General features: G+C 56.1%; 26 protein-coding genes and 4 pseudogenes. 19 read left to right on the top strand and 11 right to left on the bottom strand.

From position 1 onward, the window contains the following. Positions 1-47: 47 nt before the first annotated feature. On the bottom strand, positions 48-293 hold the full coding sequence (locus MW898_RS22300) for a hypothetical protein (RefSeq protein WP_248910463.1): 246 nt from the start codon (positions 291-293) through the stop codon (positions 48-50). Positions 294-395: 102 nt separating this feature from the next. Between MW898_RS22300 and MW898_RS22295 the strand changes: the two are divergent. The 5 genes and pseudogenes from MW898_RS22295 (at position 396) to MW898_RS22280 (ending at position 5,014) form a co-directional block, all read left to right on the top strand. Then, positions 396-1,028 (top strand): annotated as a pseudogene (locus tag MW898_RS22295) (IS6 family transposase). A gap of 81 nt (positions 1,029-1,109) precedes the next feature. Further along, positions 1,110-2,144, top strand: a complete 1,035-nt coding sequence (locus MW898_RS22290) for a zinc-dependent alcohol dehydrogenase (protein WP_248910462.1) — start codon at positions 1,110-1,112, stop codon at positions 2,142-2,144. Between the two features lie 830 nt (positions 2,145-2,974). Beyond that, positions 2,975-3,258 (top strand): annotated as a pseudogene (locus MW898_RS26120) (L-rhamnose mutarotase). Positions 3,259-3,815: 557 nt separating this feature from the next. After that, complete coding sequence (locus MW898_RS25830) at positions 3,816-3,944, top strand: hypothetical protein (protein WP_264556846.1); 129 nt, start codon at positions 3,816-3,818, stop codon at positions 3,942-3,944. 80 nt (positions 3,945-4,024) lie between these two features. Then, entirely contained in the window at positions 4,025-5,014 is a 990-nt protein-coding gene (locus MW898_RS22280) for a hydroxyacid dehydrogenase (protein WP_248910460.1), read from the top strand. On the opposite strand, the gene MW898_RS22275 is transcribed toward MW898_RS22280, so the two are convergent. Next, positions 4,968-5,540, bottom strand: coding sequence for an alpha-L-rhamnosidase N-terminal domain-containing protein (locus MW898_RS22275; protein WP_248910459.1), 573 nt, complete (start codon positions 5,538-5,540; stop codon positions 4,968-4,970). The genes MW898_RS22280 and MW898_RS22275 overlap by 47 nt on opposite strands. 162 nt (positions 5,541-5,702) lie before the next feature. Between MW898_RS22275 and gfo6 the strand changes: the two genes are divergently transcribed. Then, positions 5,703-6,821 carry a D-xylose 1-dehydrogenase Gfo6 gene (gene gfo6, locus MW898_RS22270; RefSeq protein WP_248910458.1) on the top strand — a complete coding sequence of 373 codons (1,119 nt, stop codon included), beginning with the start codon at positions 5,703-5,705 and terminating at the stop codon, positions 6,819-6,821. 69 nt (positions 6,822-6,890) lie between these two features. On the opposite strand, the gene MW898_RS22265 is transcribed toward gfo6, so the two are convergent. Further along, positions 6,891-7,163, bottom strand: coding sequence for an endo-1,4-beta-xylanase (locus MW898_RS22265; RefSeq protein ID WP_248910457.1), 273 nt, complete (start codon positions 7,161-7,163; stop codon positions 6,891-6,893). A gap of 255 nt (positions 7,164-7,418) precedes the next feature. Between MW898_RS22265 and MW898_RS22260 the strand changes: the two genes are divergently transcribed. Then, positions 7,419-7,571 (top strand): hypothetical protein, encoded by a 153-nt coding sequence (locus MW898_RS22260; RefSeq protein ID WP_248910456.1) that lies wholly within the window; start codon positions 7,419-7,421, stop codon positions 7,569-7,571. A gap of 144 nt (positions 7,572-7,715) precedes the next feature. Here the strand turns inward: MW898_RS22260 and MW898_RS22255 are convergent, their stop codons facing one another. After that, a complete protein-coding gene (locus MW898_RS22255; RefSeq protein ID WP_248910455.1) occupies positions 7,716-8,480 on the bottom strand; it encodes an IclR family transcriptional regulator in 765 nt (254 codons plus the stop codon). A 255-nt stretch (positions 8,481-8,735) separates the two neighbouring features. Between MW898_RS22255 and MW898_RS22250 the strand changes: the two genes are divergently transcribed. Further along, on the top strand, positions 8,736-10,292 hold the full coding sequence (locus tag MW898_RS22250) for a sulfatase family protein (protein WP_248910454.1): 1,557 nt from the start codon (positions 8,736-8,738) through the stop codon (positions 10,290-10,292). Positions 10,293-10,542: 250 nt separating this feature from the next. Here MW898_RS22250 and MW898_RS22245 read toward each other — a convergent pair whose 3' ends face one another. After that, positions 10,543-11,139, bottom strand: a complete 597-nt coding sequence (locus tag MW898_RS22245; RefSeq protein ID WP_264556848.1) for an aryl-sulfate sulfotransferase — start codon at positions 11,137-11,139, stop codon at positions 10,543-10,545. A 189-nt stretch (positions 11,140-11,328) separates the two neighbouring features. Between MW898_RS22245 and MW898_RS22240 the strand changes: the two are divergent. The 3 genes and pseudogenes from MW898_RS22240 (at position 11,329) to MW898_RS26415 (ending at position 12,347) form a co-directional block, all read left to right on the top strand. Then, a pseudogene (locus tag MW898_RS22240) lies at positions 11,329-11,640 on the top strand (hypothetical protein). A gap of 216 nt (positions 11,641-11,856) precedes the next feature. Further along, positions 11,857-12,228, top strand: coding sequence for an IclR family transcriptional regulator domain-containing protein (locus tag MW898_RS26420; protein WP_368409222.1), 372 nt, complete (start codon positions 11,857-11,859; stop codon positions 12,226-12,228). Beyond that, positions 12,168-12,347 (top strand): IclR family transcriptional regulator domain-containing protein, encoded by a 180-nt coding sequence (locus MW898_RS26415; protein WP_368409231.1) that lies wholly within the window; start codon positions 12,168-12,170, stop codon positions 12,345-12,347. The genes MW898_RS26420 and MW898_RS26415 overlap by 61 nt, the downstream gene beginning before the upstream one ends. 192 nt (positions 12,348-12,539) lie before the next feature. Here the strand turns inward: MW898_RS26415 and MW898_RS22230 are convergent, their stop codons facing one another. The 3 genes from MW898_RS22230 to MW898_RS22220 all read right to left on the bottom strand — a co-directional run bounded on the left by MW898_RS22230 (position 12,540) and on the right by MW898_RS22220 (position 15,124). Then, entirely contained in the window at positions 12,540-13,919 is a 1,380-nt protein-coding gene (locus MW898_RS22230; RefSeq protein WP_264556849.1) for a four-carbon acid sugar kinase family protein, read from the bottom strand. A gap of 109 nt (positions 13,920-14,028) precedes the next feature. Beyond that, complete coding sequence (locus MW898_RS22225) at positions 14,029-14,655, bottom strand: IS6 family transposase (RefSeq protein WP_248910450.1); 627 nt, start codon at positions 14,653-14,655, stop codon at positions 14,029-14,031. Between the two features lie 55 nt (positions 14,656-14,710). Continuing rightward, positions 14,711-15,124, bottom strand: coding sequence for a DDE-type integrase/transposase/recombinase (locus tag MW898_RS22220; RefSeq protein WP_248910449.1), 414 nt, complete (start codon positions 15,122-15,124; stop codon positions 14,711-14,713). 67 nt (positions 15,125-15,191) lie between these two features. Here MW898_RS22220 and MW898_RS22215 point away from each other — a divergent pair, with 67 nt between their 5' ends. After that, positions 15,192-16,880, top strand: a complete 1,689-nt coding sequence (locus tag MW898_RS22215) for a sulfatase (RefSeq protein WP_248910448.1) — start codon at positions 15,192-15,194, stop codon at positions 16,878-16,880. Positions 16,881-17,156: 276 nt separating this feature from the next. Here MW898_RS22215 and MW898_RS22210 read toward each other — a convergent pair whose 3' ends face one another. Further along, positions 17,157-17,609 (bottom strand): hypothetical protein, encoded by a 453-nt coding sequence (locus tag MW898_RS22210; RefSeq protein ID WP_248910447.1) that lies wholly within the window; start codon positions 17,607-17,609, stop codon positions 17,157-17,159. Positions 17,610-17,661: 52 nt separating this feature from the next. Between MW898_RS22210 and MW898_RS22205 the strand changes: the two genes are divergently transcribed. Genes MW898_RS22205 through MW898_RS22195 form a run of 3 tightly spaced genes read left to right on the top strand, consistent with a single transcriptional unit; the run spans position 17,662 to position 18,633 of the window. Next, positions 17,662-17,874 carry a helix-turn-helix domain-containing protein gene (locus MW898_RS22205; protein ID WP_248910446.1) on the top strand — a complete coding sequence of 71 codons (213 nt, stop codon included), beginning with the start codon at positions 17,662-17,664 and terminating at the stop codon, positions 17,872-17,874. Positions 17,875-17,915: 41 nt separating this feature from the next. Then, entirely contained in the window at positions 17,916-18,200 is a 285-nt protein-coding gene (locus MW898_RS22200; protein ID WP_248910445.1) for a hypothetical protein, read from the top strand. After that, complete coding sequence (locus MW898_RS22195; RefSeq protein ID WP_248910587.1) at positions 18,100-18,633, top strand: transposase; 534 nt, start codon at positions 18,100-18,102, stop codon at positions 18,631-18,633. The genes MW898_RS22200 and MW898_RS22195 overlap by 101 nt, the downstream gene beginning before the upstream one ends. A 189-nt stretch (positions 18,634-18,822) precedes the next feature. Here the strand turns inward: MW898_RS22195 and MW898_RS22190 are convergent, their stop codons facing one another. Then, positions 18,823-18,993: a hypothetical protein gene (locus MW898_RS22190; protein ID WP_248910444.1), complete on the bottom strand. Its 171-nt coding sequence runs from the start codon at positions 18,991-18,993 to the stop codon at positions 18,823-18,825. 82 nt (positions 18,994-19,075) lie between these two features. On the opposite strand from MW898_RS22190, the gene MW898_RS22185 reads away from it, so the two are divergent. The 4 genes from MW898_RS22185 (at position 19,076) to MW898_RS22170 (ending at position 22,870) form a co-directional block, all read left to right on the top strand. Next, on the top strand, positions 19,076-19,261 hold the full coding sequence (locus MW898_RS22185) for an SPASM domain-containing protein (RefSeq protein ID WP_248910443.1): 186 nt from the start codon (positions 19,076-19,078) through the stop codon (positions 19,259-19,261). After that, positions 19,254-20,042, top strand: a complete 789-nt coding sequence (locus MW898_RS22180) for an SDR family NAD(P)-dependent oxidoreductase (RefSeq protein ID WP_248910442.1) — start codon at positions 19,254-19,256, stop codon at positions 20,040-20,042. The genes MW898_RS22185 and MW898_RS22180 overlap by 8 nt, the downstream gene beginning before the upstream one ends. A gap of 547 nt (positions 20,043-20,589) precedes the next feature. Further along, a complete protein-coding gene (locus MW898_RS22175) occupies positions 20,590-21,897 on the top strand; it encodes a BNR repeat-containing protein (protein WP_248910441.1) in 1,308 nt (435 codons plus the stop codon). A 109-nt stretch (positions 21,898-22,006) separates the two neighbouring features. Continuing rightward, positions 22,007-22,870: an MBL fold metallo-hydrolase gene (locus MW898_RS22170; protein WP_248910440.1), complete on the top strand. Its 864-nt coding sequence runs from the start codon at positions 22,007-22,009 to the stop codon at positions 22,868-22,870. Between the two features lie 162 nt (positions 22,871-23,032). Here MW898_RS22170 and MW898_RS26410 read toward each other — a convergent pair. Further along, positions 23,033-24,272, bottom strand: a pseudogene (locus tag MW898_RS26410) (RNA-guided endonuclease InsQ/TnpB family protein). Positions 24,273-24,320: the final 48 nt, after the last annotated feature.

Here is a 24,320-nt window from a genome sequence, read left to right as displayed (position 1 = left end):
TATGAGTGTAATTCCAGCCTGAGCAACTCGTTTGAAGTAGTAATTCATTATCGAGTGTTGGCCACGTCGGATGGTTTAATTATTTCCACTGTTTCGGCCCCTCCGCTGGTCGGGATGGGAGTAGCACTACCGACACCGTCGTTGCTTCCCGGAGTTGGTGTGCTTCCGGAACGTGCTGTCGGTGTGTTGTTCCCGCTTCCACACCTAGGTTTCCCTGCTACACCCATCGATCCTAACGTAGCAAGCAAACGACGCTGTGTCGCATGTGTCTTCTCGTTGCCTCCCTTTGACATACAGATACACGATTGCTCCTCTATTTAAATAATTTTCCCTATTTATTGCGGTCGTGTTTAGTTAAGTGTGAAAAGCGAAGCGTGAGAATTTCTTGGTGGTTTATACCAGAGATCCCCCACTTCATCGGTCAACGAGAGTGGACCGATTTGGAGTTTGTGGAGCGCGAGCGGACATCCGAACCGACGATGGCGCTGGTTTTCAATCGCAATTGGCGGGGTTATCGCTATCGAATACCGTTGATCTCCTCTAGACCTGTGTGTCCAACGGAATCGGAAAGCGGTCCATGATTGGGTGCACAAAGCCGATCTACAGCCCGACGCGAGCCAGAGCCCAAATCACGTCGAATTCGATGAGACTGTGATTCGGATCAACGACCAGCAATACGGTTGTACGCCGCTGGAGACCCCAAGACAAACGATTGGCTTTACGTGGGGCTCTTTTCGACCACCATGACTGCGCTCACCGAGATCTTCCTCCGTGAACTCTGCGAGAAACACGTTGTCTAGAACGCCGTGTTTCTCGTCGATGGCGCTCAGTATCTCCAAACTTCACTGCAACGAGCTGAATTCCGATTTCAAATGCATCGCCACGGAAATCGAAACGCGATCGAACGGATTTTTCGGGAGCTGAAACGCCGTACGTCGTTGTCTTCGAACTGCTTTAGTCACGTCAACCCAGAAACCGCCAAATCATGGCTTCAAACCTTCGCTCGATGGCACAACGCCACTAACTAAACACGATAGCCATTTATTCCCTCATATTTATATATCAGAAGGGTGAAGCCCAAACTGATGAAATAGAAGGTTCATCGATCTATGAAGCAAATTGTGCAAACAGGAGCGAGGTCTGTAGAGGTACAGGAAAGTGACCAACCAAAGCCTGGACCAGATGAAGTATTAGTACGCGTTCACTCAGCGGGGATCTGCGGGAGCGACGCACACGCGTACAAGTATGATGGCGGGTACGACTGGATCCAGATCCCCCGGGTGATGGGACACGAGTACTCCGGGAGAGTCGAAGAGGTTGGGTCGAACGTGACCACATTCGGCCCGGGAGACAAAGTCGTTGAGGAGCCGATCCACCATTGCGGGGAATGTCTGCAGTGCAAGCGCGGTGAAGAGAACGTCTGTGAAAATTTTTCGATAACCGGAATGCACCGTGACGGTGCCTACGCCGACTACGTGACTGTCGGACACGAGCACCTCCACGCCGTACCCGATAGCGTCAGCTTGCAGGAAGCAGCGATCACGGAGCCGACCAGTATCGCCACACGTGCGGTGCTGACACAGTCAGACCTTACACCAGGCGACGACGTCCTTGTAGAAGGTCCCGGCCCGATCGGTGTGCTGACGGCGGTGATCGCCGACTCCGTGGGTGCGAACGTCATCGCATCCGGCCTCAGTCACGACGTCCAGTCTCGGTTTCCCACCCTCAAACGACTCGGCATCGACACAATAGACATCGAGACAAACAGTCTTGAGAACGCAGTAGCAGAACGAACGGATGGGGTCGGTTTCGATGTCGTGTTCGACGCGACCGGCCACCACAGCGGGATCAAAACGGCAACCGAGAACGTTCGCAAGGGTGGCCAAGTCGTCATCGTTGGAATCCCAAACGAGCCCAGTGACGTGCTACTGTCACCGGTAGTCAGGGGAGAGGTCGACATTAACTCATCGTACGGGTCAAAGTGGGCAGACTTCGAAAAGGCCCTACAGTTGATGGAAAACGACACAATCGACGCAGAAGCGATTATCGATACATCTTTTTCCCGGGACGACCCGAAGTCCGCTTTCGAAGCGTTTCTCGACTCGCAAGTCATCAAACCGGTCTTCACCTTCTCAGAGGAGTAATCGCAGGTCACTACGGCGTGATTGCCCGTGAGAATGCTGTAGGTAACCGTGACAATTTTCTTCCGAATCTAGAAGATAGTAACTTAGTATGACTAACTCTGAAATATACGTCAAATCTATCCCGAATTCTGACGGTATTGCCGGCATACATTGCCTATCAAGAATGCTTCTTTAGGAGAGATTCTATTCACTAACGGAGATATGATAGCCAGAGCCGATAGATTCACCAGTGTTTGGATTTGGCCGGTATTATCGGTACAGGGGGCGAACCAATACGATCGTGATTCCGATGATGGCAAAAAAGTAGCCAAGTATGGATGAAACTAGAGTCGGATTACAGTAGTAGTATTGTAATCCGATGGGTCAAGTATCATAAATTATTTGTGACTAGATAGACATAGTAACGGTAATACCGGTGACTTCGCGATACCACTTCATAAATGCCGCTCGGAGCAACCTATTCTACAAATCGTCGCCAGCGGCGACGGTAAGTTTTCACCGGCAGGTGAGCGAGGTAATCCGCGATACGCGGTTGGGCACCAGATAAAACTGATAGCCCTCACGAGTTCGTGGTATTCGCACTGGCCGGAGCAAACTCGTTGTCGAAAGCGTGGGGGAAAACTCGCTGGAAGTCCTCGGCTGTCTCGACCAGACCGAACCAACGACAACAACGAGAATCGACGCTGGACTACGTCAGCAGCTACTGTGGAGTCGTGGGCTTTGCCCTCGCTACCGCTGTGCCGATGAATCTATGGTCGAACGGCCTGTATGATCCTTTCAAATCACGAAGACTGCAGAGTATTATATTGTCGTGGAGTCATCTCCAGTAGATGGCGCGAATTGCGTTCCATCTCCAGATCCGATCGAGATAGCAAAAAAATACCGCGAGGAACACAAAAACGTGCCTGACCGCCTCGAACGAACATATCTCGACTCCGACGCGGACCTCGAGACGTACTCTGTCTTCGAGAAAGACGGACATGTGTTCGGGTTCATGGAGTTGGAGGGTCCCGGCGTGATCGAGGACATTATCGAGAGCAGCGGGTCACAAGCTGACTGGGACCAAGTGATGGCGAATATCCTCGAAGAAGAGGAAGACATCTGGATGGAATAAGTGTACCGAATGGTTTGATGACTCATCTCACCACAGTTTGAGAAATGCGATTTCAAGCGCCCACGGGTTGGTCTCCAGGTATGGATGTCGGCTTATGCACTATTACCAGCAAGAACTGGTCATCCAAAAGGTGCTCAAACTGGCCGCTGAGGCGGGATACGACAGCGTGGAAATACCAGGACGGACGCACGTCGGTGTTGACAGTAGTGGCGGAGATTCCGATTTTAGTAACTGTCGAAAGATAGTCAGTCGAGCGAGTCGAACTCGTCGAACACGTGCGTACATGACAGGAAGTCCGTGATCGGTATCATCCGTCTTTGCGTCCGCCTACGTCACGCTCCTACTTCAACGTGCAAAGCTTAGTTTGTTAGTCGACGTGCGGTCGATCGAAGACTGGGCGTGTCTGTCGAGAAACACGCCTGGACAGTTACCATCCGAGGAGAGGGTGCACGACGTCTTCTCGAAGCAGACAAGTTAGCCCCTATATCGAACAACGTTCACCTCCAGGCCACACGGGAGCAAGGGAGTCGACGGCGGTCCCCCTTTGGGGAGCTTACTTGGTTGTAGCGGTGTTCGACCAGAACGGGTTCGACGGATACCTCGAGATGGAGTTCGTCGACCCGACGGCAGACTACGAGACAGCTGTTCGGGCGGAACGCGAGTCCCTCTCCAGAGCGGTTCCGTGATTCGTTGCCACAGTCAAGTAAAGAAAACGGACGACGCTGTATCGCGGTAGGTTTATTAGATTGGCTTCGGGAACATGATTATGCGGATTCACGTCGCGATGCCTGACACCGGTCTTTGCACCGACTTTTTTCCCCCAGCCGTTCGCGACCGACTCACGTCTATTGGAACGGTAACGTGGAACGAGACAACCGAAAACTATACCGAAGCAGAACTCCGGAAACGCGTGAAAGGCGCCGACGTATTGATTACGGGATGGGGGAGCACGCAAGTAACGGGGACCGTCCTCTCAGGTGCCGACAACCTGAGATTGCTGGCACATGCGGGTGGTACTGTCGCAGATATCGCCTCTCGGGATGTCTACGAGGACAGAATTCCGGTCGTAAGCGCGAACGACGTCATGGCCGACCACACGGCCGAACACACTATCGCCGCGTTACTCGCGGAGCGACGCGCGATTTCAGCGTTGGACACCAGTATGCACTCGGGAGAATGGAACAGGGCCGATCACGAGATTAATACCTTGTACGACGCGACGATCAGTCTCGTCGGTCTCGGAACCATCGGCCACAAATTGATCGAGCACTTGGTCCCGTTCGAACCGAACGTCCGTGTCTATGATCCGTACGTAAATAAATCGGTTCTGGAAGACTACCCGTTTGCGACGTTCGTGGACCTCGATACAGCGCTCAACGCCGAGATCGTGTCTATCCACGCTGCGCGCACCCCTGAAACGGAAGGGATGATTGATGCCGAACACCTCTCGACGATCCCTGATGGTGGACTACTGGTCAATACTGCCCGCGCGGAGATCGTCGAGGAAGAGCCACTCCTCAAGGAGTTGCGCTCCGGTCGTCTCTCTGCGGTGCTCGACGTGCATCACGAAGAACCGCTCCCCGAAGAACACGAACTCCGCAGTCTCGAGAACGTTCTGCTGACGCCGCACGTTGGAGGCTCGCAAATTCGCCCGCCGCTTGCTGCGGCCGTAGTCGACGACATCGAACGTTTCGCAGCGGGCGAGCCGCTCAAACACCGGATCCCGCGGGAACAATGGGAAACAATGACGCGGTGACGAGGCCACTATTCTCAATGATACAGTAGTGTCTAGTTACGTTTCGAGAGTTACAAAACAGCGGTTCTCGAATTTGCCGGCTGTTTCCCTTTATACGATCGAGCGTACATTGATTCGTCCCTATCTCCGGGTTATTCCGTTCAATGAGGTGATTCCACCGGGGGACTGCTGACACTGACTGGGCATCAGTGCCGTCCCAGTGCGTCCCACCGACTGCTACGGCAGAACGCCAGTCCCCGTCGTCGAATCCGACTTCGGTCCACCCGTCGGGCGCCTGTCTTGCGTCGTAGTGTTCCTGGTGCGTAGTCACCAGACTGAACGACGTCTCGAACGTGTCCGACTCCCAGGCGTCGGCCTCGGTGATTCGCCAGGTCTCGACCGTAACCAGACACTCGCCGCCACCGTCGACCAGCTCCGCGAAGAAACCGCCCCGCGTATCCTCCGTCCCCTCAGTGTAGTTGACGGCTGCTGCAGCGCAGTTCCACCCCGAGCGAAAAACTCGCTGAGATTGTGGGTGTCGTGGCACTCATAGAACATTGGAGATTGCATCGACCCACGCTGATGTGCCTGTCGTGGAACATTTCCCGCAATATCCGGTGCGCACTCCTGCCTTAGTTCGGCGGCCACGGTATCATGTCACATCGTGATAAGCGGAACTACATGTTGACAGTAACGCAGAGATGAGGCTGTGCGTTCTGCTACCGCACCCCTTTATATTGGTCAGCTTATTCGTTCTAGTATGGAGATCAAACTACCAAGTGAGTTCATCGAGCGTGATTGGGAGCGATCCGTCGAGGGCGGTCCGGTCCGCTTCGCGGTTATCGGCTTGGGATGGTTCGGCCGGGACGTCGCCATCCCGGCTATCGAGAAGTCAAAGCACTGCGAGACGACCATGGTCGTCAGTGGCGGCGGGGAGAAGGCCGAACGGGTCGCCGACGAAAACGACGTTGACCATGCCCTAACATACGATGACTACGCCGACGGCAAGGCGCTCGACGCCTACGACGCTGTTTACGTCGTGACGCCGAACGCCCTCCATCTCCCCCACGTCGAGGCGGCGGCGGAGTTCGGCAAGGACGTCCTCTGCGAGAAACCGCTGGAAGCGACCGTCGAGCGAGCCGAACGGTGTGTCGGAGTCTGTAAAGAGGCGGGCGTCGAACTAATGACTGCCTATCGGATGCATACAGCTCGGTCGGTCCGGTATGTCCGTGATCTGGTGCAGGACGGAGCCATCGGTGAACCGGTACACACGCGGGGCGCGTTCTCCAACAACCTGGTTGCGACCGGCGGAAAGATGGACCAGTGGCGTCTGAATCCGGACTTAGCGGGCGGCGGCCCGTTGATGGACCTGGGCGTCTACCCACTCAACACGTCGAGGTTCGTCCTCGACGCGGACCCAATTGCAGTCCAAGCAACGATGGTCGAGGGCCCCCCAGAGTTCGATGGCCTCGAAGAGTACTGCGCGTTCACTATGCAGTTCCCCGAAGGGCCGGTCGCCCACTGCGACACTGGCTACCGAGTCGCCGCCGACAACTACTTTGAGGTCGGCGGCACCCACGGTCGCATTCGGATCGACCAACCGTTCGCAATCGACGGCGACCGACGGATCACCGTCTGCGCTGGCGGCGAAGAAGAGAGCGTAGGGGTAGAGGAGCCCTCCGAGATGATTGAGGAGTTTGACTACTTCGCGACTGGCGTGCTCACTGACATGGAGATCGCCCCTGACGGCGAACACGGACTTACCGACATACGGGCGATGATGTCGACCTACGAATCCGGCAATACGGGTCAGCGCGTCGAACTCTGAATATAGACCCAGTCCACAGCGTCAGGACAGTCTTCGGCCAGGTCCCCAGTTCCTATTCGAACCGTCCCATTAGTGTGTTGGCAACGTCTCATTTATCATGTGGTAGGCCGGTTTGGGATCGTTGTGGGCGTCGAACAGCCAAGAGTCACTCAGGTCGGAGAACCACTCGGTGATCCACAATTCGGAGTCGCGTATGCACCAGACGACAAACATACCGTTGGCCTCGTCGAGACACACCTCACCGATACGCGATAGAAACTCCCAGGTGGCCTTGACGTCGCTGAGATCCTCCGTGGGCAGATAAGCGATGTCCAGCTCGATGATCTGGATGTCCAGCCCCAACTCCTGAATCGCCAGACGTTCTCGGCGACGAACTCAGGGGTGCGTTCCCTGTGGGTGATATGCAGCTGGGGGCCGACGCCGTAGATGGGGACGTCGCGGTTGAGCAACCGCAAGACGAGATCGCGGACGGCGGTCCGACTTCTCATTAACCACATCGGTGCCGTAGTCGTTATAGTACGGATTGGCCTCGGGTGCGAACTCGTCAGCTCATGTGAACGCCAGGGCGAGGAACTCCTCACCGAGCGCCTAGTAACAATGACTCCCTCGTATCAAGCCCTCGTCGGCGACAGCCTTGTTGACGACATCCTACGCGTCAACCTTCACGCGATAGCGGCCGGCCGTTGTGTGGACGTGGTCCCAGAGGAACGTCTAGAACTGCTCGGGCATATGGACCCCCTTCCGGAATAACCCTGGCGTCCAGTTGTGCCAAGTCAGCGTGTGGGGGGCAGTCTGGCCGTGACTTCGCACGAAGTCAAGAAGAGGAATACACCGCTGATCCCGTTCTTTTCCTACGAAGCACGGGGAATACATAGGATCTGAACGGCTGTCAGATCAAGCGTAGTTCATATTGACTTCGATAACGTTGGCCGCCCGGATCACCTTCTGTGGGATCTCGTCCTCGAAGCGCTGGCCCAGCATACGAGTCTTCGGGCCCGAGATAGAGACGGCCCCCCGTGCTCTGTCGCTGTCGTCCAGTATCGGTGCGGCAATACAGCGCATCCTGCGCACGCGCTCTTCGAAGTCCACCGCATAGCCTTGCTCACGAATTTCGTTGAACTGTTTGAATAATTTCTCCTCGTCGGTGACCGTATTATCCGTGATCGCCGGCATGCCGTGCCGTTCAAGAATTTCGCGGACATGATCTTCATCCATGTGAGCCATCATCGCTTTGCCGAGTGCAGTCGTCTGGAGATGGACACGATATCCGTGGTGGGTGTCGAGTTCGACGGCGTTCTCCCCCTCCGCGGTGAAGAGGAACACGCCCCGCCCGTGTTCTTCGATCATCAGATTGGCGTTCTCTCCTGTATCTTCTGCTAGTTCCTGCAATTCCGGCTTGCCGATCTCAAATATCTTCTTCTTTTTGCGGGCATACCCACCGAACTCGAGAAACTTCGTTCCCACCTTGTACATGCCATCGTCGTTGACAACCAGTTCCAATTTCTCTAACGTCCTCAGGTGATCATAGGCCGTACTCCGTGGGAGGCCGAGCTGGTTTGCGACCTCCATCGTCGTCGCTCCATCTAGTTCCCGCAACAATTGAACGATGTCCATACTAACTCGGGTCGCTTTCACCGGAGCATCGGTTTCAGATTTCATCCTAATCTTAATTTGATATACGTTAACATAAGCCTGCCGATATTACCGGTCTAGACGAAGCGATGGGGACAACGACATGGCGACATTCACTCGTCTAGCTGAGAGATCCCGTGTTCTCATTCCATAATGTCCACCCCTAGTCGAATGGAGACGCGCGGAGATGTGGACAGTCTCTCATCCAACGGTATCACAAGCTGACACACCGTGTCGAGGAGTGATCACAACTATTATCTAGTACAGTTATGTACATTTTGTATGCCCGATCAGCGGCCGAACGTCCTGTTCGTGATGACTGACCAGCAACGTGCCGACACGATCGGTGCGTTGGGGAACGACTCGGTCCATACACCGAACTTCGATCGACTCGTGGAGTCCGGCGTTGCCTTCACAAATGCCTATTCGCAAACGCCCGTGTGTGTTCCTGCCCGGTACAACATACGAACGGGCTGTGAGCCCCCCACGACCGACTACTATGCGAACGGCGGTCCGGGCCCTACCGACGAAACCGTCGAAGAGCGGGCGGGCACTTATCTGCCTCGTGCGATGCGAGAACGGGGATACCGGACCTTCGGCGTCGGCAAGTTCCATACGAAACCCACCTACGAGGACCTCGGGTACGAGACACACCTCCGCAGCGAAGAGCTGTACAATACTGTCGAGAACCGCAAGGAACGAGACGCATACGGGTCTTTCCTCGCTGACGAATATCCCGAGTACGACTTCCTCGAACAGCCTCACGGCGAACGGACCGAAATGTACTATATGCCACAGATGAGTCCGTTACCGGCTGAGGTAACTGTGGAGAACTGGGCTGCCGACCGGGCGATCGACCTGATCGAACAGGACGACGATCGTCCATTCTTCGGGTTCCTCTCGTTCATCGGCCCCCATCCGCCACTGGCTCCGCCCGTGCCGTTCAACCGAATGTATGATCCTGACGAGATGCGATTACCCATCCGCGGTGATATCGACGTCGACCACATGGATGAGCAAATCCCGTGGATGAACTATCTCATCTGGGCATCCGATGGGGACGAACCGGTCGACGATCTGCGGGTGCGGACGCTTCGGGCGCGCTATTATGGGGAGATCTCATACATCGACCAGTGTCTCGGGCGTGTGCTCGACGCTCTTGAAGAAACGGGTAACCGCGAAAACACGGTCGTCTGCTTTTTCTCCGACCACGGTGAGCACCTCGGCGATCATCACGCCTGGCAGAAAGAGTCGTTCTTCGAACAGTCGGCGAACGTCCCCTTCGTCGTTTCGTGGCCCGGCGAGGTCCCAGCAGGCGAACGCAATGATGACCTAGTCTGCCTGACTGATCTCTTCGGTATCGCCACCCGAGTGGCAGGGGAGGGAGAGACTCGCGATGGTATCGACGTACTCGGTCTCCTGAACGACGAAATCGAACCGCGGGAGCGACTGCTGGGATACTACGGAGAACCTAGGACCCGTCAGTTCAAGATTATGGTACGGGAGGGCGAATGGAAGTACATCTGGCTGGCGAACGGCGATCGCGAACAACTCTTCCACCTAGCGGATGATCCCAACGAACTCGTGAACCGTGCCACCGATGACGCAAATGTCGCCGCGCGCTTTCGCTCCGCCGCGGTTCAGGACCTTCAGGACCATGGGCTCGACGAGGTACTGTGTGACGGTGACCTCGATGGATTCTCGTTCGAAGCTCACGAACCCGATCGTATCCATCAATTAGCAAGTTGGAAAGGCGTCAATGGATTTCCCGATGCCCCGGGTGATGTCCTCGACGATTGGAAACTGGAGTCTCTGGACGATTTCATGTTCGAGCGCTGATCTGCGGCCTCTGACTGGTTCGACATGATTGTTCTTGACAGTCTGTTTTTCAACTAACGACTGACGCGTCCGGACGTAACTTTCTACGAGCATATCCGTCTGGAGCATATGTGCGAGCTACTTCAAGATACCCTCACGACACTCCGGCCAGTCATCCTAGCGTGCTTGATACACTCCAGTCCACTCCAGTCTCTCTACCCTCGTTCCCCGATTCACGCACCAAGGGATTCGGCGCTAAATGTTCGGAGAGTTATTCTATGACTTGCACGACGACAACGAGGTGGATATCTGTCCTTAGGGATGCTACGCCTTCCGGAGTCGTTATCGCTCTACTCGCATGGATTCCGGTGGAGACACTGGGCATTCTTCGGGGGGATTCCAGTTTTTGTAGCGCTGGACAGTAATCGTAAGGATATCGATGTGATCGGTTTGAATTTCCGGTTTCGTGAACGTATTCCCAGACGATCTCCTTATCTGGCGTCACTTCCAAGATGACATCAGAGTACAGTTCCTCTCGTCGACGAGGGTGCTGAGCCATCTTTCGGTTCTCTTCGGGAACGCTCTCATAGCAAATGAATAACCAGTTACCGTTCGATTTCTTATCGAAGTCGTGATGGGTTCGATAGCCAGACGGAACAAGGTACTCCGAGACCAGACCGCTATCCCAGTCGTACTCTTGGACTCCGGTCGGATCTGACCACCCACCACCCATGAGAACAGCAACGTGCCTGTTCTTAAGAAGCTCAACTCGGGAAACAGAACCATTCACGTTTCCAGTATCGAATGTCCATTGATTGATGATCTTTCCATTCATATCAATCAGTACCGCACCTGGCCCATTATCCACTTTTTGCGGAAAAAGCGTGTACCCGTTGGCAGCGTCTTCTGGCTAGTAAAGCGTCGTTCCTGTGGGAAAGACAGTTCTCATATTGACTTTACACCAACGACGTTTCCCAGACAGATATAAATTAGCTTCGTCGGAGAAATCGTGTTTAGTTAAGCGTGAAAGGTGAGGCGGACGGATTTCTTGATGTCCATGCCAGAAATTGGCCGCCTCAGCGGACATAGAAACTGGATCGATTTGGACTTTGTCGAGCGCGAACAGACATCCGAGCCAGCGATGGCGTTGAGTATTCAATCGCACGTTTCGGGACTATCGCTATCGAATTCCGTCGAATTGCTCGAAGCCTGGGGTGTCGGTCGGAGTCGCAAAGCGATTGTCGAACGGATCTTTCGGAGAACTCAAGCGCCGAACGTCGTCATTCTTGAACTGCTTCAGTCACGTGGACCCGAAACCGCCGAATCATGGCTTCAAACCTTCGCTCGCTGGCACAATACCACTAACTAAACAAGATTCCGATAGCCTCAAAATATCTATTATTATGATTTGATTCTATCTTCCGGAAATTCTAAGCACATATGAAATCTACTGGGTTGCACGATGGGTGACGAAGTCGAAACATCGACAGTCAGAGCGGGAAACACAATGCTGGCGGTCGACAACTTTCTCCATCAGTAGGACGGAGCACAATTAACCGAGATCTCGGAGGCACTGGACATCGCCATGAGCACGGCCCATAGGCACGTGAAAACACTTGAAGAGCAGGATTTCGTCGTGAGTAATGGGCAACAAATCCAGCTGAGCACGGAGTTCCTGCGGTTCGGGAACGGCGTTCGGTACCGGACCGATCTTGCGGACGTCTCCGAACCGCATATCGAAGAGCTCGCCATCGAGACCGAAGAGCGCGCGAACCTGTTCATTGAGGAGTTGGGAGATTCGGTCTGTATCCACCGAAAGCTGGAGAATTGCGGAGTCATCGCCGATACCGAGATAGGCAAGCGTTTCCCAATGCATGCGACAGTAGCAGGTAGGCGATCCGCGACCGTAACCTCGCCTTCAATGACGAGAAATACATCGAAAACCTCTGGGCAATAGGCGTCCCGATTGTCAACGAGGATGGACCATCCGCGGCCCTCACCATCTCAGGACCGGCACACCGCCTTTCCGACGATCGGGTCGACCGACAGCCTTCTCGGAACGGCAAACTAACTTGAGTTGAAACTCGAGTATTGACTCATATATTGACAACTTATATATAAATATTATAAGATAACTTCTAGAGGATAATGCGGTAGCTATTTCGAACAGTCACATAACATCGGACTCACCAGAATCAAAAAGTGCCGTTCAGATAGAGATGGGTCGGGCCAGATTTCGACCGCTCGGGCACGAACTGGTACCTGTGATCAGCTGCTCTGATCGTCGCAGTACTTGCTGCCTTCGAGGATTTTGACAAAGTAGTCGGAACCGCCAAGCTGACCACCTTTCAGAGCCACCTGCAGATTATCATCCACAAGGTCGCAGTTGAGCGCATCACAAACCGGGCTACCGGGTGCGAGTGGATACCGGGTTCGGACCGCCGTGATACCGAGCATGGGCGTCGCGTGCCCGCACGTGTCCCCGCCGGCGATACAGACCCTCGATAGATCGTGGTCAACGACAAGTTTGCTAAGGATTTCCCCTTGCACTGTCCCGATGCGCCGTCCGACGTCACCCGGTTGAACGCACATTTCCTCGGCGATTGCCGTGGTGCGTTCGATCCTCTGGTCGTCGGGCCCTCTCGCAGTGTATATCACCACGCTCTCACCGTGGTCCAGCGACTGGCCGGCGTCCGCGACCACGCGTTCACGTTCAGCGTCCCGCTCGTCGGGGTCAACAAGTCGCTCTGTCTCAAGACGGACCTTCCTAAATCCGTGATCCGCGGCCGCCGAAATTTGGATGTCCGTCACTAGGGATGCGCTCCCCGACATGACGACAGTCTGATAGACTGGTTCAAGTTCGGTGAAATCGGACGTCTCTGAAACGAAGTCCTCTGTCTCCCAGTGGGACGCAAGGGCGTACTCGACACCCGAGGATCCGACGATGAACTCAGGCGTGGCCGCCATATCCTCGCTGTGTTCCTTCCAGATGGCCTTACCAGCGCGTGTGAGGTCCGATCGGTCGAGTGCGTCGAAAAAGGTGATATCGGCCTCGTCTTGCTTCTCGCGGTAAGCCTCAATGGGGGCGTCTCGGAGTTGGCTGACATCGATAAGGTCCATCTCTCTGTCCGTCTGCTTTGACAGGTGTCGTAACAAGTCACTCTCGTCCATCGGGGTGACTGGGTGATCGCTCATTGTTGGATGTCGGTCAAGACGATAGATGTCCCCGTTGTACTCGGCAAACATATTTCCAAAGAGGACGTACCGCCCGAGCGGTGGGGCACCAGGCAGCAATGGCACAGTCGATGTGTCGAACGCTTTGGCTCCAAGGTCGATTGCTTTCCCGATACTCCCGATGTTCGGCGAGGAGTCGAATGTCGAACAAATCTTGTAGTGGAGTAGCGGTGCCCCCATCAACGAGAGCGCGTTGAAGGCCGACCCGAGTTCGTCTTCCATCTCGGTGGGATTCATTGAACGACTCCTCCCGGCAATACCCACCACTTGAACTTCGTCAAGTCGGTTTAGGTCACTCTTGTCTGGGGGCGACAAGAAGAGGACTGTCTCAATCCCATTTCTCGCGAGGGCGTCCATAGCATCCGTCGAACCAGTAAAATCGTCTCCGTAGAAACCAAGTAATAGGTCCTGCATTGTCGGATTGGTATTTGATGTACCACGGTCTCAAACGCCGTTGTGCGTGGCACGTTATTCTTTACTAATGCCGCCAGTTAAGAAGTTTCCCCAGGAACTCAGGTCGCGTTTAGTTAGTAGCGTTGCGCCAGCAAGCGAAGGCCTGAAGCCATGATTCCGGTTCAACAGGTTGGAGCAGGTCGATAACGGCGAGTTGCGGCACTTGAGTTCTCCGAAAATCCGTTCGACAACGTTCCAATTTTCCCTGGCGTCCTATCTGAAATCGGAGTTTTACCTGGCGGAGTGCAGTTTGGAGATGTTGGGCCCCATAGACGCGAAACACGGCGGTTTTGACGTCGTGTTTCTCGCGGAGTTCCTGAAGGAACATCTCCGTGAGTGCGGTGGTAATCGTCGAAAACAACCGCACGTGCAGCAAGTGATTTGCCTCAGGATCGGCGGCGGCATACAGCCAGTATTGCTTGTCGTTTATCCGAATCACCGTCTCGTCGAGCATGACGTGATTCGGGTTCTGGCCGGCCTCGGGCTGTAGTTCGGCTTTCTGGACCCAATCGTGGATCGCTTTCCGACTGCGCTGGACATTCAAGTCTTCGAGTAACCCAACTGTATTCGACAGCGACAGTCCCGCAACGTGCGATTGAATACCGAGCGCCAGCGCTGGGTCGGGTGTCCGCTCGCGCTCCACAAACTCCAAGTCGATCCAGTCTCTATGTCCGCTGATGCGGGCGTTTTCTGGCATAGGCACCAAGAAATTTTCCTATCCCTTTTCGTACTTAACTAAACACAACCACCGTCTATAAGGGTGTCAAGGTTGGGTGATGGCATTGTGGATTGCGGCGAAGACTCTGGCCCAGCGTTCGACGGATTTCCAGGAGCTGTAGTGGGGAACCGGCTATAGAAGAGCCCGGTTCGGTATTTGAAGAGGCCGAACCAGGCTTCGACAAGTGACCGTTCCCCCACGTTTCCCGGCGTGATTCGTAGAGATCGAGGTTGTCGAGCGCCCAGTTGTACCACGGGCCGCGATCGACAACGATCACCGGCTGGCCACGACACCGCTTCAGCACTTGCTTGATGAACAGCAACGCATCAAGGTCGGATCGGTCAGGAGACACCTCGATGTGGACGACTTCGAAGGTGTCCACATCGACGGCCGCCCAGACGGACACCTCGTTGTCTTCGACGCTGACTTTCGTTTCATCGACTGCCACCGTCGCATGGGTAGCTGGGGTTCAAATAGGTTCGCTAATCGGTGATACCACTGGCGCACGGCCTCGTGTGAGCGCCCGGCTCCCCGCTCGACGCGCCGATACGACAGCCCGGCGTGATACAGAAACGCCGCTTCAACGCGCAGGACGGTCGGCGTATCTTCACGTGAAAATATTTCTTCCTCGCGTGCTTGCTCAATCACGCGGTCGAGCATCCTCAGAGTCACCAACTCAATCTTGCTCGACCGCGTCCTTCACGCTAAGGTTGACACCCTTTCTGTTCGCCACAACGTTTATTATCGAGAGTTGCGACAACGAAGGCGTGCCACGAGACCAGCCAAACGTCCTCTGTATCATCGCCGACGACCTCGGCTGGCGGGACATCGGCTCGTACGGGAGTTCCTTCTACGAGACGCCGAACATCGACGCATTCAGCCGGGACGGCATCCAATTCACCGACGCCTACGCCTCGGCTCCGGTCTGTTCGCCAACCCGCGCGAGTGTCATGAGCGGGAAGTATCCGGCCTGCGTCAGTATCACGAACTGGATCGCCGGTGAGGAGCGGGGGAAACTTCTCCCGCCCGAGTACCACCATCGATTGCCGGACGAGGAGACAACGCTCGCCGAGGCGTTCGCCGATGCCGGATACGGGACCGTTCACGTGGGGAAGTGGCATCTCGGGGGGGAAGAGCGGAACTCCAACCCTGAAGACCACGGTTTCGACGTTAACGTCGGAGGTTGTGGGTGGGGGAGCCCGTCGAACGGCTACTTCGGCCCGTGGGGCATCCCGACGCTCGACGAGGGCCCGGAAGACGAGGGTCGATACCTCCCCGACCGCCTCGGCGAGGAGGCCGCGGGAATCGTCGAGGACCGCGCCGATTCGGAAGAACCGTTCTTCCTCCAGTACAATCCCTATCTCGTCCATACACCCCTTCAGGCGCCCGAGGAGACCGTCGAGAACTACGAGCGCAAGCGTCAACGACTCGGTTTGGACAAGGTTCAAGAGGTCGAAGTCGATGGTCGCTTCCCCGCCGAACACAAGAAAGACGGGCGCATCAAGCGCCGGCTGGTCCAGTCACACCCGACGTACGCCGCGATGGTCGAGGCGCTCGACCGGAACGTCGGGCGGGTGCTGGCTGCTCTCGAACGGAGCGGCCAGGCCGAAAACACCGTCGTCGTATTCACCTCGGACAACGGCGGCCTCGCTACGGCCGAAGGGTCGCCCACGACCAACCGACCACTGCGTGAGGGGAAAGGCTGGATGCTTGAGGGGGGCAATCGTGTCCCGTTCGTTGTGCGCTGGCCCGGCGTCACCGACCAACCCGGCGCTCCGGACCTCTGCGAGACGCCCGTCACGACTCCTGACATCTATCCCACGCTGCTGGGTGCAGCCGGCGTCGACTCCCCCGGCGACCAGACCCTCGACGGCGTAGACCTCCGTCCCCTCTTCGACGGGAAAACGCTCGACCGCGAGGCCATCTTCTGGCACTATCCCCACTACGGGAACCAGGGCGGCACGCCGGCTTCGGCCGTGCGGGCCGGGGACTGGAAGCTCGTGGAGTTCTTCGAGGATGACCATGTCGAACTGTACCACCTTGGTGAGGACGTCCGCGAACAGCGTAACCTCGCCGACCACCGCTCCGAGAAAGTCGACGAGCTCCGCAGGCGGCTCCGCGAGTGGCGAGACGACGTTGACGCCTCGCTTCCGACGGAGAACCCCGAGTACGAAACCTGGACAGATCGCGCCGGGTTCGATTGACGGTCGCGTCCGGGGCAGATTGGTCACCCGCCCGCCCGACGACCTGCCGTGTTACGGCTCCACGAGGGAACCAGCCACACCCCAATTGACCACCGCTCGACGTCGATCCCCTTTTAATATGGCGAACATTTGTGGACGATCATTGACGATCCCTTGTATCGCTCTCCTGCAGGATGATGGCAACCGGAAACCAGAGACCGCCGACGCTTGACCGGCCGTTTCATGTCATGACCAAACCGACCGGGACGGCGTGCAATCTCGAGTGCGGTACTGTTACTATCTGGATAAGACCACCTGTACCCGGAGAGGGCTAACTCGCGCGTGTCCGAGGAGACGCTTGAGGAACACATCGAGCAGCACATCGAGGTGTTTCCGGGCCCGGAAGTCACGTTCTCCTGGTAGGGCGACGAGCCGACCCTGCTCGACGTCGACTTCTTCCGGACGGCAGTCCATCTCTAGGAGAAACACGCGTCGGCCGGCACGTGTGTTGTCAACACGATGTAGACGAACGGGGCGCGATTGGACGACAAGTGGCGTCGGTACCTCGCCGACGAGGAATTCCTGGTCGGCATCAGCATCAACGGTCCTCCCGCTCTGCACGACTGGTACCGGACGACGCGGGGCGGTGGTCCGACGTTCAACTAGGTTGAGCGCCGTCTTGAACTCATCAGAAACCACGGTGTCGAACACAACGTTCGCTGTGTCGTCAACGACTACGACAGCCGACATTCTCTCATAGTGATTAAGGAGTTATTTACTGTTAGACGTAGTAGCGTCGATAATGGGGCGGCTCGACGAAATCACGCTTGAGGAACTCTACGACCTCAAAGAGCAGATAGACGAAGGAAAGCTGCGAGAACACGTTCTCGCGGCGATCAGGCGCAAGCAGGGCGATCAAATTGATACGTTGGCTGAACGCCATGGAGTCGTCGAGAAAACGATCCGCAACTGGCTCAATCGATTTGAGGAAACACCGATCGAGCAAGCTTCCTAAGACGCTTCTCGACCAGGAGGCCCAGCAAAGATCGAGAACAGTTGCAACAGCCGCCAACTGAACTCGGCGACGACCAGCAAGCGTGGTCAGCAAGGCTCCTGCTTCACCACGTCAAACAGGAGTACGATATCGAATACCACGAAAACTACGCCTACGAGTTATTGAGAGAGGCCGATCCTGAGAAGAAAGCCGAGTTCCAAGAAACAGTCGAAAAAACGGCCCGAACTGAGCGAGAAAACCGTCGTTGTCGTCGATCAATTCACCAAGCACGTTGGAACCGTCCAGCGGCGTGGCTGGTCCCCCGATCGGTTCAAATCCGACGATAGAGACTGCAACGTTCTGGAAGTCGGTGACAGCCTCTTCTGCTGGACGGATGAGAACTTGACCAGATTCCACGGAATTCGGTTGTTAGAAGCGTTGAATGACGAGTTCAATGAGGAATTAGTGGTGTTTCTGGACCGATCGGACTACCTCTACGCGAGGGATCTCTGGGAGCACGTCAGCGGTGAGCGCGAGACCGAAACTGTCGGAGACAGTTCGGTCTTATGCGTGCGCGGGGACGATCTCGAAGTGAGGTACTTCTCGTCGAGGCTCCCCGAATTGAACGCCGTCAAAGGATACTGGGATCAGCTCCAAGAATGGTTCAAATACCGCCTTATCCCAGATTTCTCGACGCTGAAAGACTACATTACACGAGGATTGAGCGCAATCACCGAACCAAATATCTGGCCGTATCTTACCGGTAAAGATACGACTTAATCACTATCAGTGCATACGACTTTTTCAAGAACAGCGAAGCGCAGTGGATCCAGTTCATCCCCTAGTCGAATCGGTCGACGAAGCGACACAGGCCGTCGACGATTCCAAAAGTGACGGCGTGAGACTGGCACCGGATCTGGTGGATCCCGCCACACTGGCGAGCACTCGGCCTTCGACTAGGCGGACGTCTCAATGCGGGACGACGCGGTCGACTACAGCGCGGTGGCCCGCGCGGCGCGGGAAGCGCCTGTCAACGACCGGAGCGGCGACCCCGTGCAGTACGGCTAGTTCATGAGCAGGATTTTCGACGAATGGGTCCGCAACGACGTCGGCGACGTGTCCGTCAGGCTGTTCAACCAACCTCTCATGTCACCTCGGCGACGGGCGCCGCTGTGTGTCTTTCAGGAGACCTGTGGCGACCGGGGGGCGATGGAGCACAACGGTGACGTCTACGCTTGCGACCACTACGTCGAACTCCGGGAACATCCACGAGACGCTTCTCGCGGCGATGCTCGACAGCGACGGACAGCACGAGTTCGGCGAGTACAAACGCGACAGCTTCTTGAACCCACTGTTACCACCGGAAGAAATAAATATCGACAACAAATTTTCGGAGACGTATGGGTAGTTCGAGTTTCGACTTTAGCGACGAAACGGTCCTGATAACGGGTGCGAGTTCCGGTATCGGTCGAGCGGTTGCACTGGCGTTCGCGGATGCTGATGCGACAGTCGTCAACGCCTCCCGGCGACCGGTAGCAAAGGACGAAGGGGCTGAGTTGCCGACACACGAGCGAATTCAGGCCGACGGGGGCGAGGCAGCGTTCGTCGAAACCGATGTCCGCTACCCCGACCAGCTGCGGGAAGCTGTCGAATTCTGCCATGAGTACGGCGGAGTTGATATCTACGTCAATAACGCGGGGATCCATATCATCGACTCATTACTAGATATCACCGAAGATCAGTTCAACCGTATTCACGAAATCAACGTCAAGGGATACTTCTTCGGCACCCAGGCCGCGGCGCAGGACATGATTGACCGTGGGGTGGAAGGCAACATCGTTAACATGGCGTCGGTCAGTTCGACGATGGCCAAACCGGAACAGATCGCCTACGAGTCCACCAAAGGTGCGATCCGGATGATCACGTTAAGCTCCGCGATCGAACTCGCCGAGGAAGGGATCCGCGTCAATGCCATCGCACCGGGGCGTATCGCGACGGAATTCACCGAGATGTCCGCCCAGGAGATGCGTGATTCGGTTACGGAAGGAGATCTTATGAAGCCGATCCCACTGAGACGGTCAGGCGTGCCCGACGACGTCACCGGAGCGACGCTGTTCATCGCCAGCGAAGACGCGAGTTACGTAACCGGCGAGTTGTTCTACGTCGACGGCGGATTCCAGATCGCCTGAGGGGAACTGCCACGCCACCAAGAGTCTCAGGCGCTATGAGTAGATCGCTCACCGGAACACGGACCATCTGCGGTCCTTCCCCTACATTCAAAAGTTATAACAAATAATCCCTCCGAGTCGCGTCATGAGAACTCGGCGTTAGATCACTAATTCAACACTGCATCTACGCCCCCTACGACTACACTCATACTGCCAGAACCAACCAAGAGCACTACATTCAACGCCCCATGACTGAAACTGGAAATTTAGCTGATTGCAGGCGCCACGCCCCCCTCAAGGAGCAGCTGAAGGCAGCGAGTAGGCAGGTAGTTCACCTGTCAAGCGCTCGTTCGTCATCGCCGTGCGAGTGCGATTCTGACACCCAGAATCCTCAGAATTCGCTCTAAAATGTGCGGTATCCAACACGGAGCGAACAATCAACCAGTGAAACCCATTAGCTTAAAGCGATCCAATATAGTCATCAAATTATCCTCGATACTGTACTATGACTTCATCAATACTTGCCTATGAATAGAGTTTTAAATAGTATAGAATTCGACTATCGGTCGTGGCCACAAATACACGCTTCGAGACAGAGTCTAGCCACGAGGTCGCCGAAGCATGGGCTGGTCAGGCGGCGGAATTCGATCTGAACACACACGGAGAGTATCAGTTCGTCGCATTCTACGGGGCAGATCAGTCTATCGTGACGGGCCAGCGTCGCGTCGGTGAAATTGACTGGACGCTCACCACTGTCACCGAGGAGCGAAACAATATCTGGGACGGGCATAATTCCCTCGTACTGGCGGTCGACGACGATGGCTACCTCCATCTTGTCGGCGATCTCCATGTCGACCCACTCAACTACTACCGGACGACAGATCCCCTCGACGTGACGACGTTTGAGCAGATCGAATCGATGGTCGGATCTGAGGAGGATCTGGTCACCTATCCACGATTCTTCGAGGGGCCAGATGGCGAGTTGGTTTTCGAATACCGGCACAAGACGTGTAGCGAGGGTGATTGGATCTACAACGTCTACGATACCGAATCATCCACGTGGCAACGGTTGCTTGATGACCCACTGATTGCTGGGGGAACCCAATCCAGTGCGTATATGCAGGGACCAGTCGTCGGTCCGAACGGGTACTACCACATGGCGTGGTGCTGGCGGGACACACCCGCTGCACAGACGAATCACGATCTCTATTACGCCCAGAGCAAAGATCTGATACACTGGGAGAACAGCCGCGGAGACACGGTCTCGACGCCGATCGGCTTCCATGGGGCAGAGCTGATCGACCCGGTTCCCTCCCATGGCGGGATGATCAACTCACAGATCTATCTCAGCTTTGACTCGAAGCAACGTCCCGTGGTCAGCTACTTCAAATTCGACGGCGACGGGAATACACAGGTCTACAACGCCAGGGCCGAGTCCGAGAGTGTTGTCCGGCCAGTAGGCTGGGAAGTCTACGAGACCAGCGACTGGGACTACCGATACACCTTCGGTGGGTGTGGCGGACTTGAGGGGAAGGGAATCGGAATCAGCGGCCTCGAACTCGGGGCGGACGGCCGGCTGACCCAGACGTACAGCCATCCGAAGTACGGCTCGGGAATGTGGATGCTCGATGAGGAAACGCTCGAACCGATCGAGTGGCGCTCCCCGTGGAACCGGTATCCGACGGTCGCTGAACCAGCCGATTCCGAATCTCATCGAACAGTGATGTGGGCTGAAGACAGTGGTCACTCCCCGGAAGGAACACTGTACGCACTCCGGTGGAAGGTCGATGCGCGGAACTCACACTGGGCCGACTCAGATTGGGAAGCACCGCCACCGAGTACCCTGGAACTCCATGAGTTATCGATGTCGTCGTAAGAGAGACAATAACATCCAAGACCTCACGCGCATCTCTACGGAATAAAATCTGACACATTCTCGAGATCGTTCCCAAAATAATATACCGTACGAACGTGCGGTTTTCCGTATGGTGCATTCTGACTGGGGCGACTGGTTCGTGGAGAACGAGGTTGAGGCGGTTGATCCCGACGGTCTCTCATTGTGGTACGTTGGTTGCAACGGGTTTGTCTTGCGCTCCGCGGAAGCGACAGTGTATATCGACCCCTACTTCGGGGGGAGCGTCCCCCCACGACTGCTTCGGATGGATCCGGTTCCGGTCAATCCAAAAGCCGTGACGCTGTGCGACGCGGTGTTCGTGACTCACGAACACCTCGACCACATGCACCCGCCGTCGTACCTCCCGCTTGTCCGGAACGCCGGTGCAGACGTCTACGCACCGCATGCGGCCTGGGAGGAATCCGTGGTTCCGGTCGACCGTGATGCCGTCGAGGGTCGCGACCATGTCGTTGCGGCCGGTGATACACTTACCATTGGAGATCTGACGATCCACGTTCGAGAGGGTAATGACCCCGACGCGATCGACGAGGTGACATACGTCGTCGAGCACGATGCCGGGACGTTCTTCCATGGGGGCGATAGCAGAGTCGCAGACGCGTTCGCCGGTATTGGTGTCGAGTTCGACATCGACCTTGGTGTGCTTGCCATGGGATCGGAAGCCAGACAGTACTATCCCGACCGCGATGAAGTCCTGGAGCGCCGCAAGGTCTATTTGGACCACGACGAGGCTGTCGCCGCGGCCAATGCTCTCCAGCTCGACCGGCTCGCACCCTCGCACTATGGCATGTGGAAAGGTGTCGCAGCCGATCCCGCTGCGCTACGAGACCATGCCGCGTCCTTTGACTACCCGCGGGTAGTCGACGAGCTCAGGGTGGGCGACCGCCTTCGGATAGACGAGCCCGGAGTCATCCCTCAGCGGGTGTTTGACCGCTGAATCGGCGATATCTGGACTGAAACGGTGTCCGACAGCGTCGCACTTCGGCGAAACGTTCGTTTCTGCCGTCTCGCCCCATCTCGCCACTGAGCGGTTCCATTAGTTCGGTATTGAGTAAGCTACCACGCCCTTAGGGCGTGGTATTCAGCGTGGACTCCCGTTCTAACCGCTGAGGGCGGTAGGCGAATACTCGCCGTTCACGTTCAACATCCCGCTGTTCAAGCGCACGTCTACGGGTGCGTCTCCACGCCCAGACTTTTGCTGGTCGCGGAGATACTTCAGGCCGATATTCTTCGCCGCGTTGTAATCCGCGTGAACATTATACCCACGCTTCAGACAACCGAACTCGCCCTGACCATTCTTGTGTGGACGATCGTCCTCATGGGCAAACCCACACTTCGAGCAACGCTGACTCGTGTACGCCGGATTAATTTGCTTCACTATAAGCCCTTCCGACTCGGCCTTGTACGTGACGTACTCGAACAAACGGTGGAACGCCCACTTGTGAACCGCCTCTGCGTGCGGTAGGCGTTCACGGATGCCTTTGAGTTGCTCAAACACGATATGCGTAAAGTCGTTCTCAAGAGCTTCCTCCACGAGTTCGTTCGAGATGGTGTGAAGCATCTGCTCGAACCGCCTAGTCTGCTTTCGACCGACTCGCTGGACGTTCTCGTGCGCCCACTGAGTCCCAGTCTGTTGCAGGCCGCCCCGGCGTTTCTCGTACTCCCGATGCCAGTGGTTGAGTTCGCCACCGCCCCAGAACTCCCCGGTCGAAGTGACTGCGATGTTTGTGATGCCGAGAGTAACACCAAGGACGGAGACGTGCTTGGCATCGCCCTGTTCGGCCTCATCATTCTCCACGACGGGCCTTTGTCCGTACGTGAAGGTAGAAACAGTCCTCAACTGCATCGTAGTGGGGTGTGGCTCCTTTCACGTCGAAGTCGTCGTTGAACAGGTACTTTCGATGTGGCGTATCTCGCTGTTCGTCGGGGAGGACGAATTCTGCGGTGGCTCGCTCGTCGATTGTGGCGAGCGTGCAGTGGTCATCGTTGGCGGTGACGGTTCGGGTGTCGTAGCTGGCGAACCGTGACGTGAAGTGTGGTTTCGAGGCTTTCTCGTCTTCCTTCCGGCGTTCGATGACGCCTTTGACGGCTTCTGCGGCGCGGTTTCGTGTGGCTTGCATGAGGTTCGCTGGGAGTGGTGAGTCTTCTCGAACGTCGTAGTACGTGAGGTCGTGGAGTTTCTGTTTGCTGGTGATTTTCCAGTCTGGTTCCCACGCTACGTCTACGACGTAGTTGGCGGCGTCGAGGAAGTGGTCAGTTGTCTGGTGGAGAAGTTCAGCGGCACTCTCGTCCACATCGAGTTTGACGGGGACGGTTCGAGTGCGTGAACCCTCAACCATCTGTACTTCATCTGCCGAAGGCCGCATTTATAACCGTTTGGGATGGCG

Source organism: Halocatena marina, assembly GCF_023276375.1.
GTDB classification, from domain to species: domain Archaea; phylum Halobacteriota; class Halobacteria; order Halobacteriales; family Haloarculaceae; genus Halocatena; species Halocatena marina.
Note: the sequence above shows the minus strand (reverse complement) of the source record. Positions and strands in the feature narration are given on the sequence as shown.

Excerpts from the sequence above, each read along its gene's own strand:
- MW898_RS26420 (WP_368409222.1), top strand. The coding sequence starts at position 11,857 with ATGAGCACGGCCCATAGGCACGTGAAAACACTTGAAGAGCAGGATTTC.
- MW898_RS22180 (WP_248910442.1), top strand. The coding sequence starts at position 19,254 with ATGGGTAGTTCGAGTTTCGACTTTAGCGACGAAACGGTCCTGATAACG.
- MW898_RS22290 (WP_248910462.1), top strand. The coding sequence starts at position 1,110 with ATGAAGCAAATTGTGCAAACAGGAGCGAGGTCTGTAGAGGTACAGGAA.
- MW898_RS22230 (WP_264556849.1), bottom strand. The coding sequence starts at position 13,919 with ATGCAGGACCTATTACTTGGTTTCTACGGAGACGATTTTACTGGTTCG.
- MW898_RS22300 (WP_248910463.1), bottom strand. The coding sequence starts at position 293 with ATGTCAAAGGGAGGCAACGAGAAGACACATGCGACACAGCGTCGTTTG.
- MW898_RS22170 (WP_248910440.1), top strand. The coding sequence starts at position 22,007 with ATGGTGCATTCTGACTGGGGCGACTGGTTCGTGGAGAACGAGGTTGAG.
- MW898_RS22210 (WP_248910447.1), bottom strand. The coding sequence starts at position 17,609 with ATGTCGGCTGTCGTAGTCGTTGACGACACAGCGAACGTTGTGTTCGAC.
- MW898_RS22225 (WP_248910450.1), bottom strand. The coding sequence starts at position 14,655 with ATGCCAGAAAACGCCCGCATCAGCGGACATAGAGACTGGATCGACTTG.
- MW898_RS22250 (WP_248910454.1), top strand. The coding sequence starts at position 8,736 with ATGCCCGATCAGCGGCCGAACGTCCTGTTCGTGATGACTGACCAGCAA.
- MW898_RS22260 (WP_248910456.1), top strand. The coding sequence starts at position 7,419 with ATGACTCCCTCGTATCAAGCCCTCGTCGGCGACAGCCTTGTTGACGAC.
- MW898_RS22280 (WP_248910460.1), top strand. The coding sequence starts at position 4,025 with ATGCGGATTCACGTCGCGATGCCTGACACCGGTCTTTGCACCGACTTT.
- MW898_RS22255 (WP_248910455.1), bottom strand. The coding sequence starts at position 8,480 with ATGAAATCTGAAACCGATGCTCCGGTGAAAGCGACCCGAGTTAGTATG.
- MW898_RS22205 (WP_248910446.1), top strand. The coding sequence starts at position 17,662 with ATGGGGCGGCTCGACGAAATCACGCTTGAGGAACTCTACGACCTCAAA.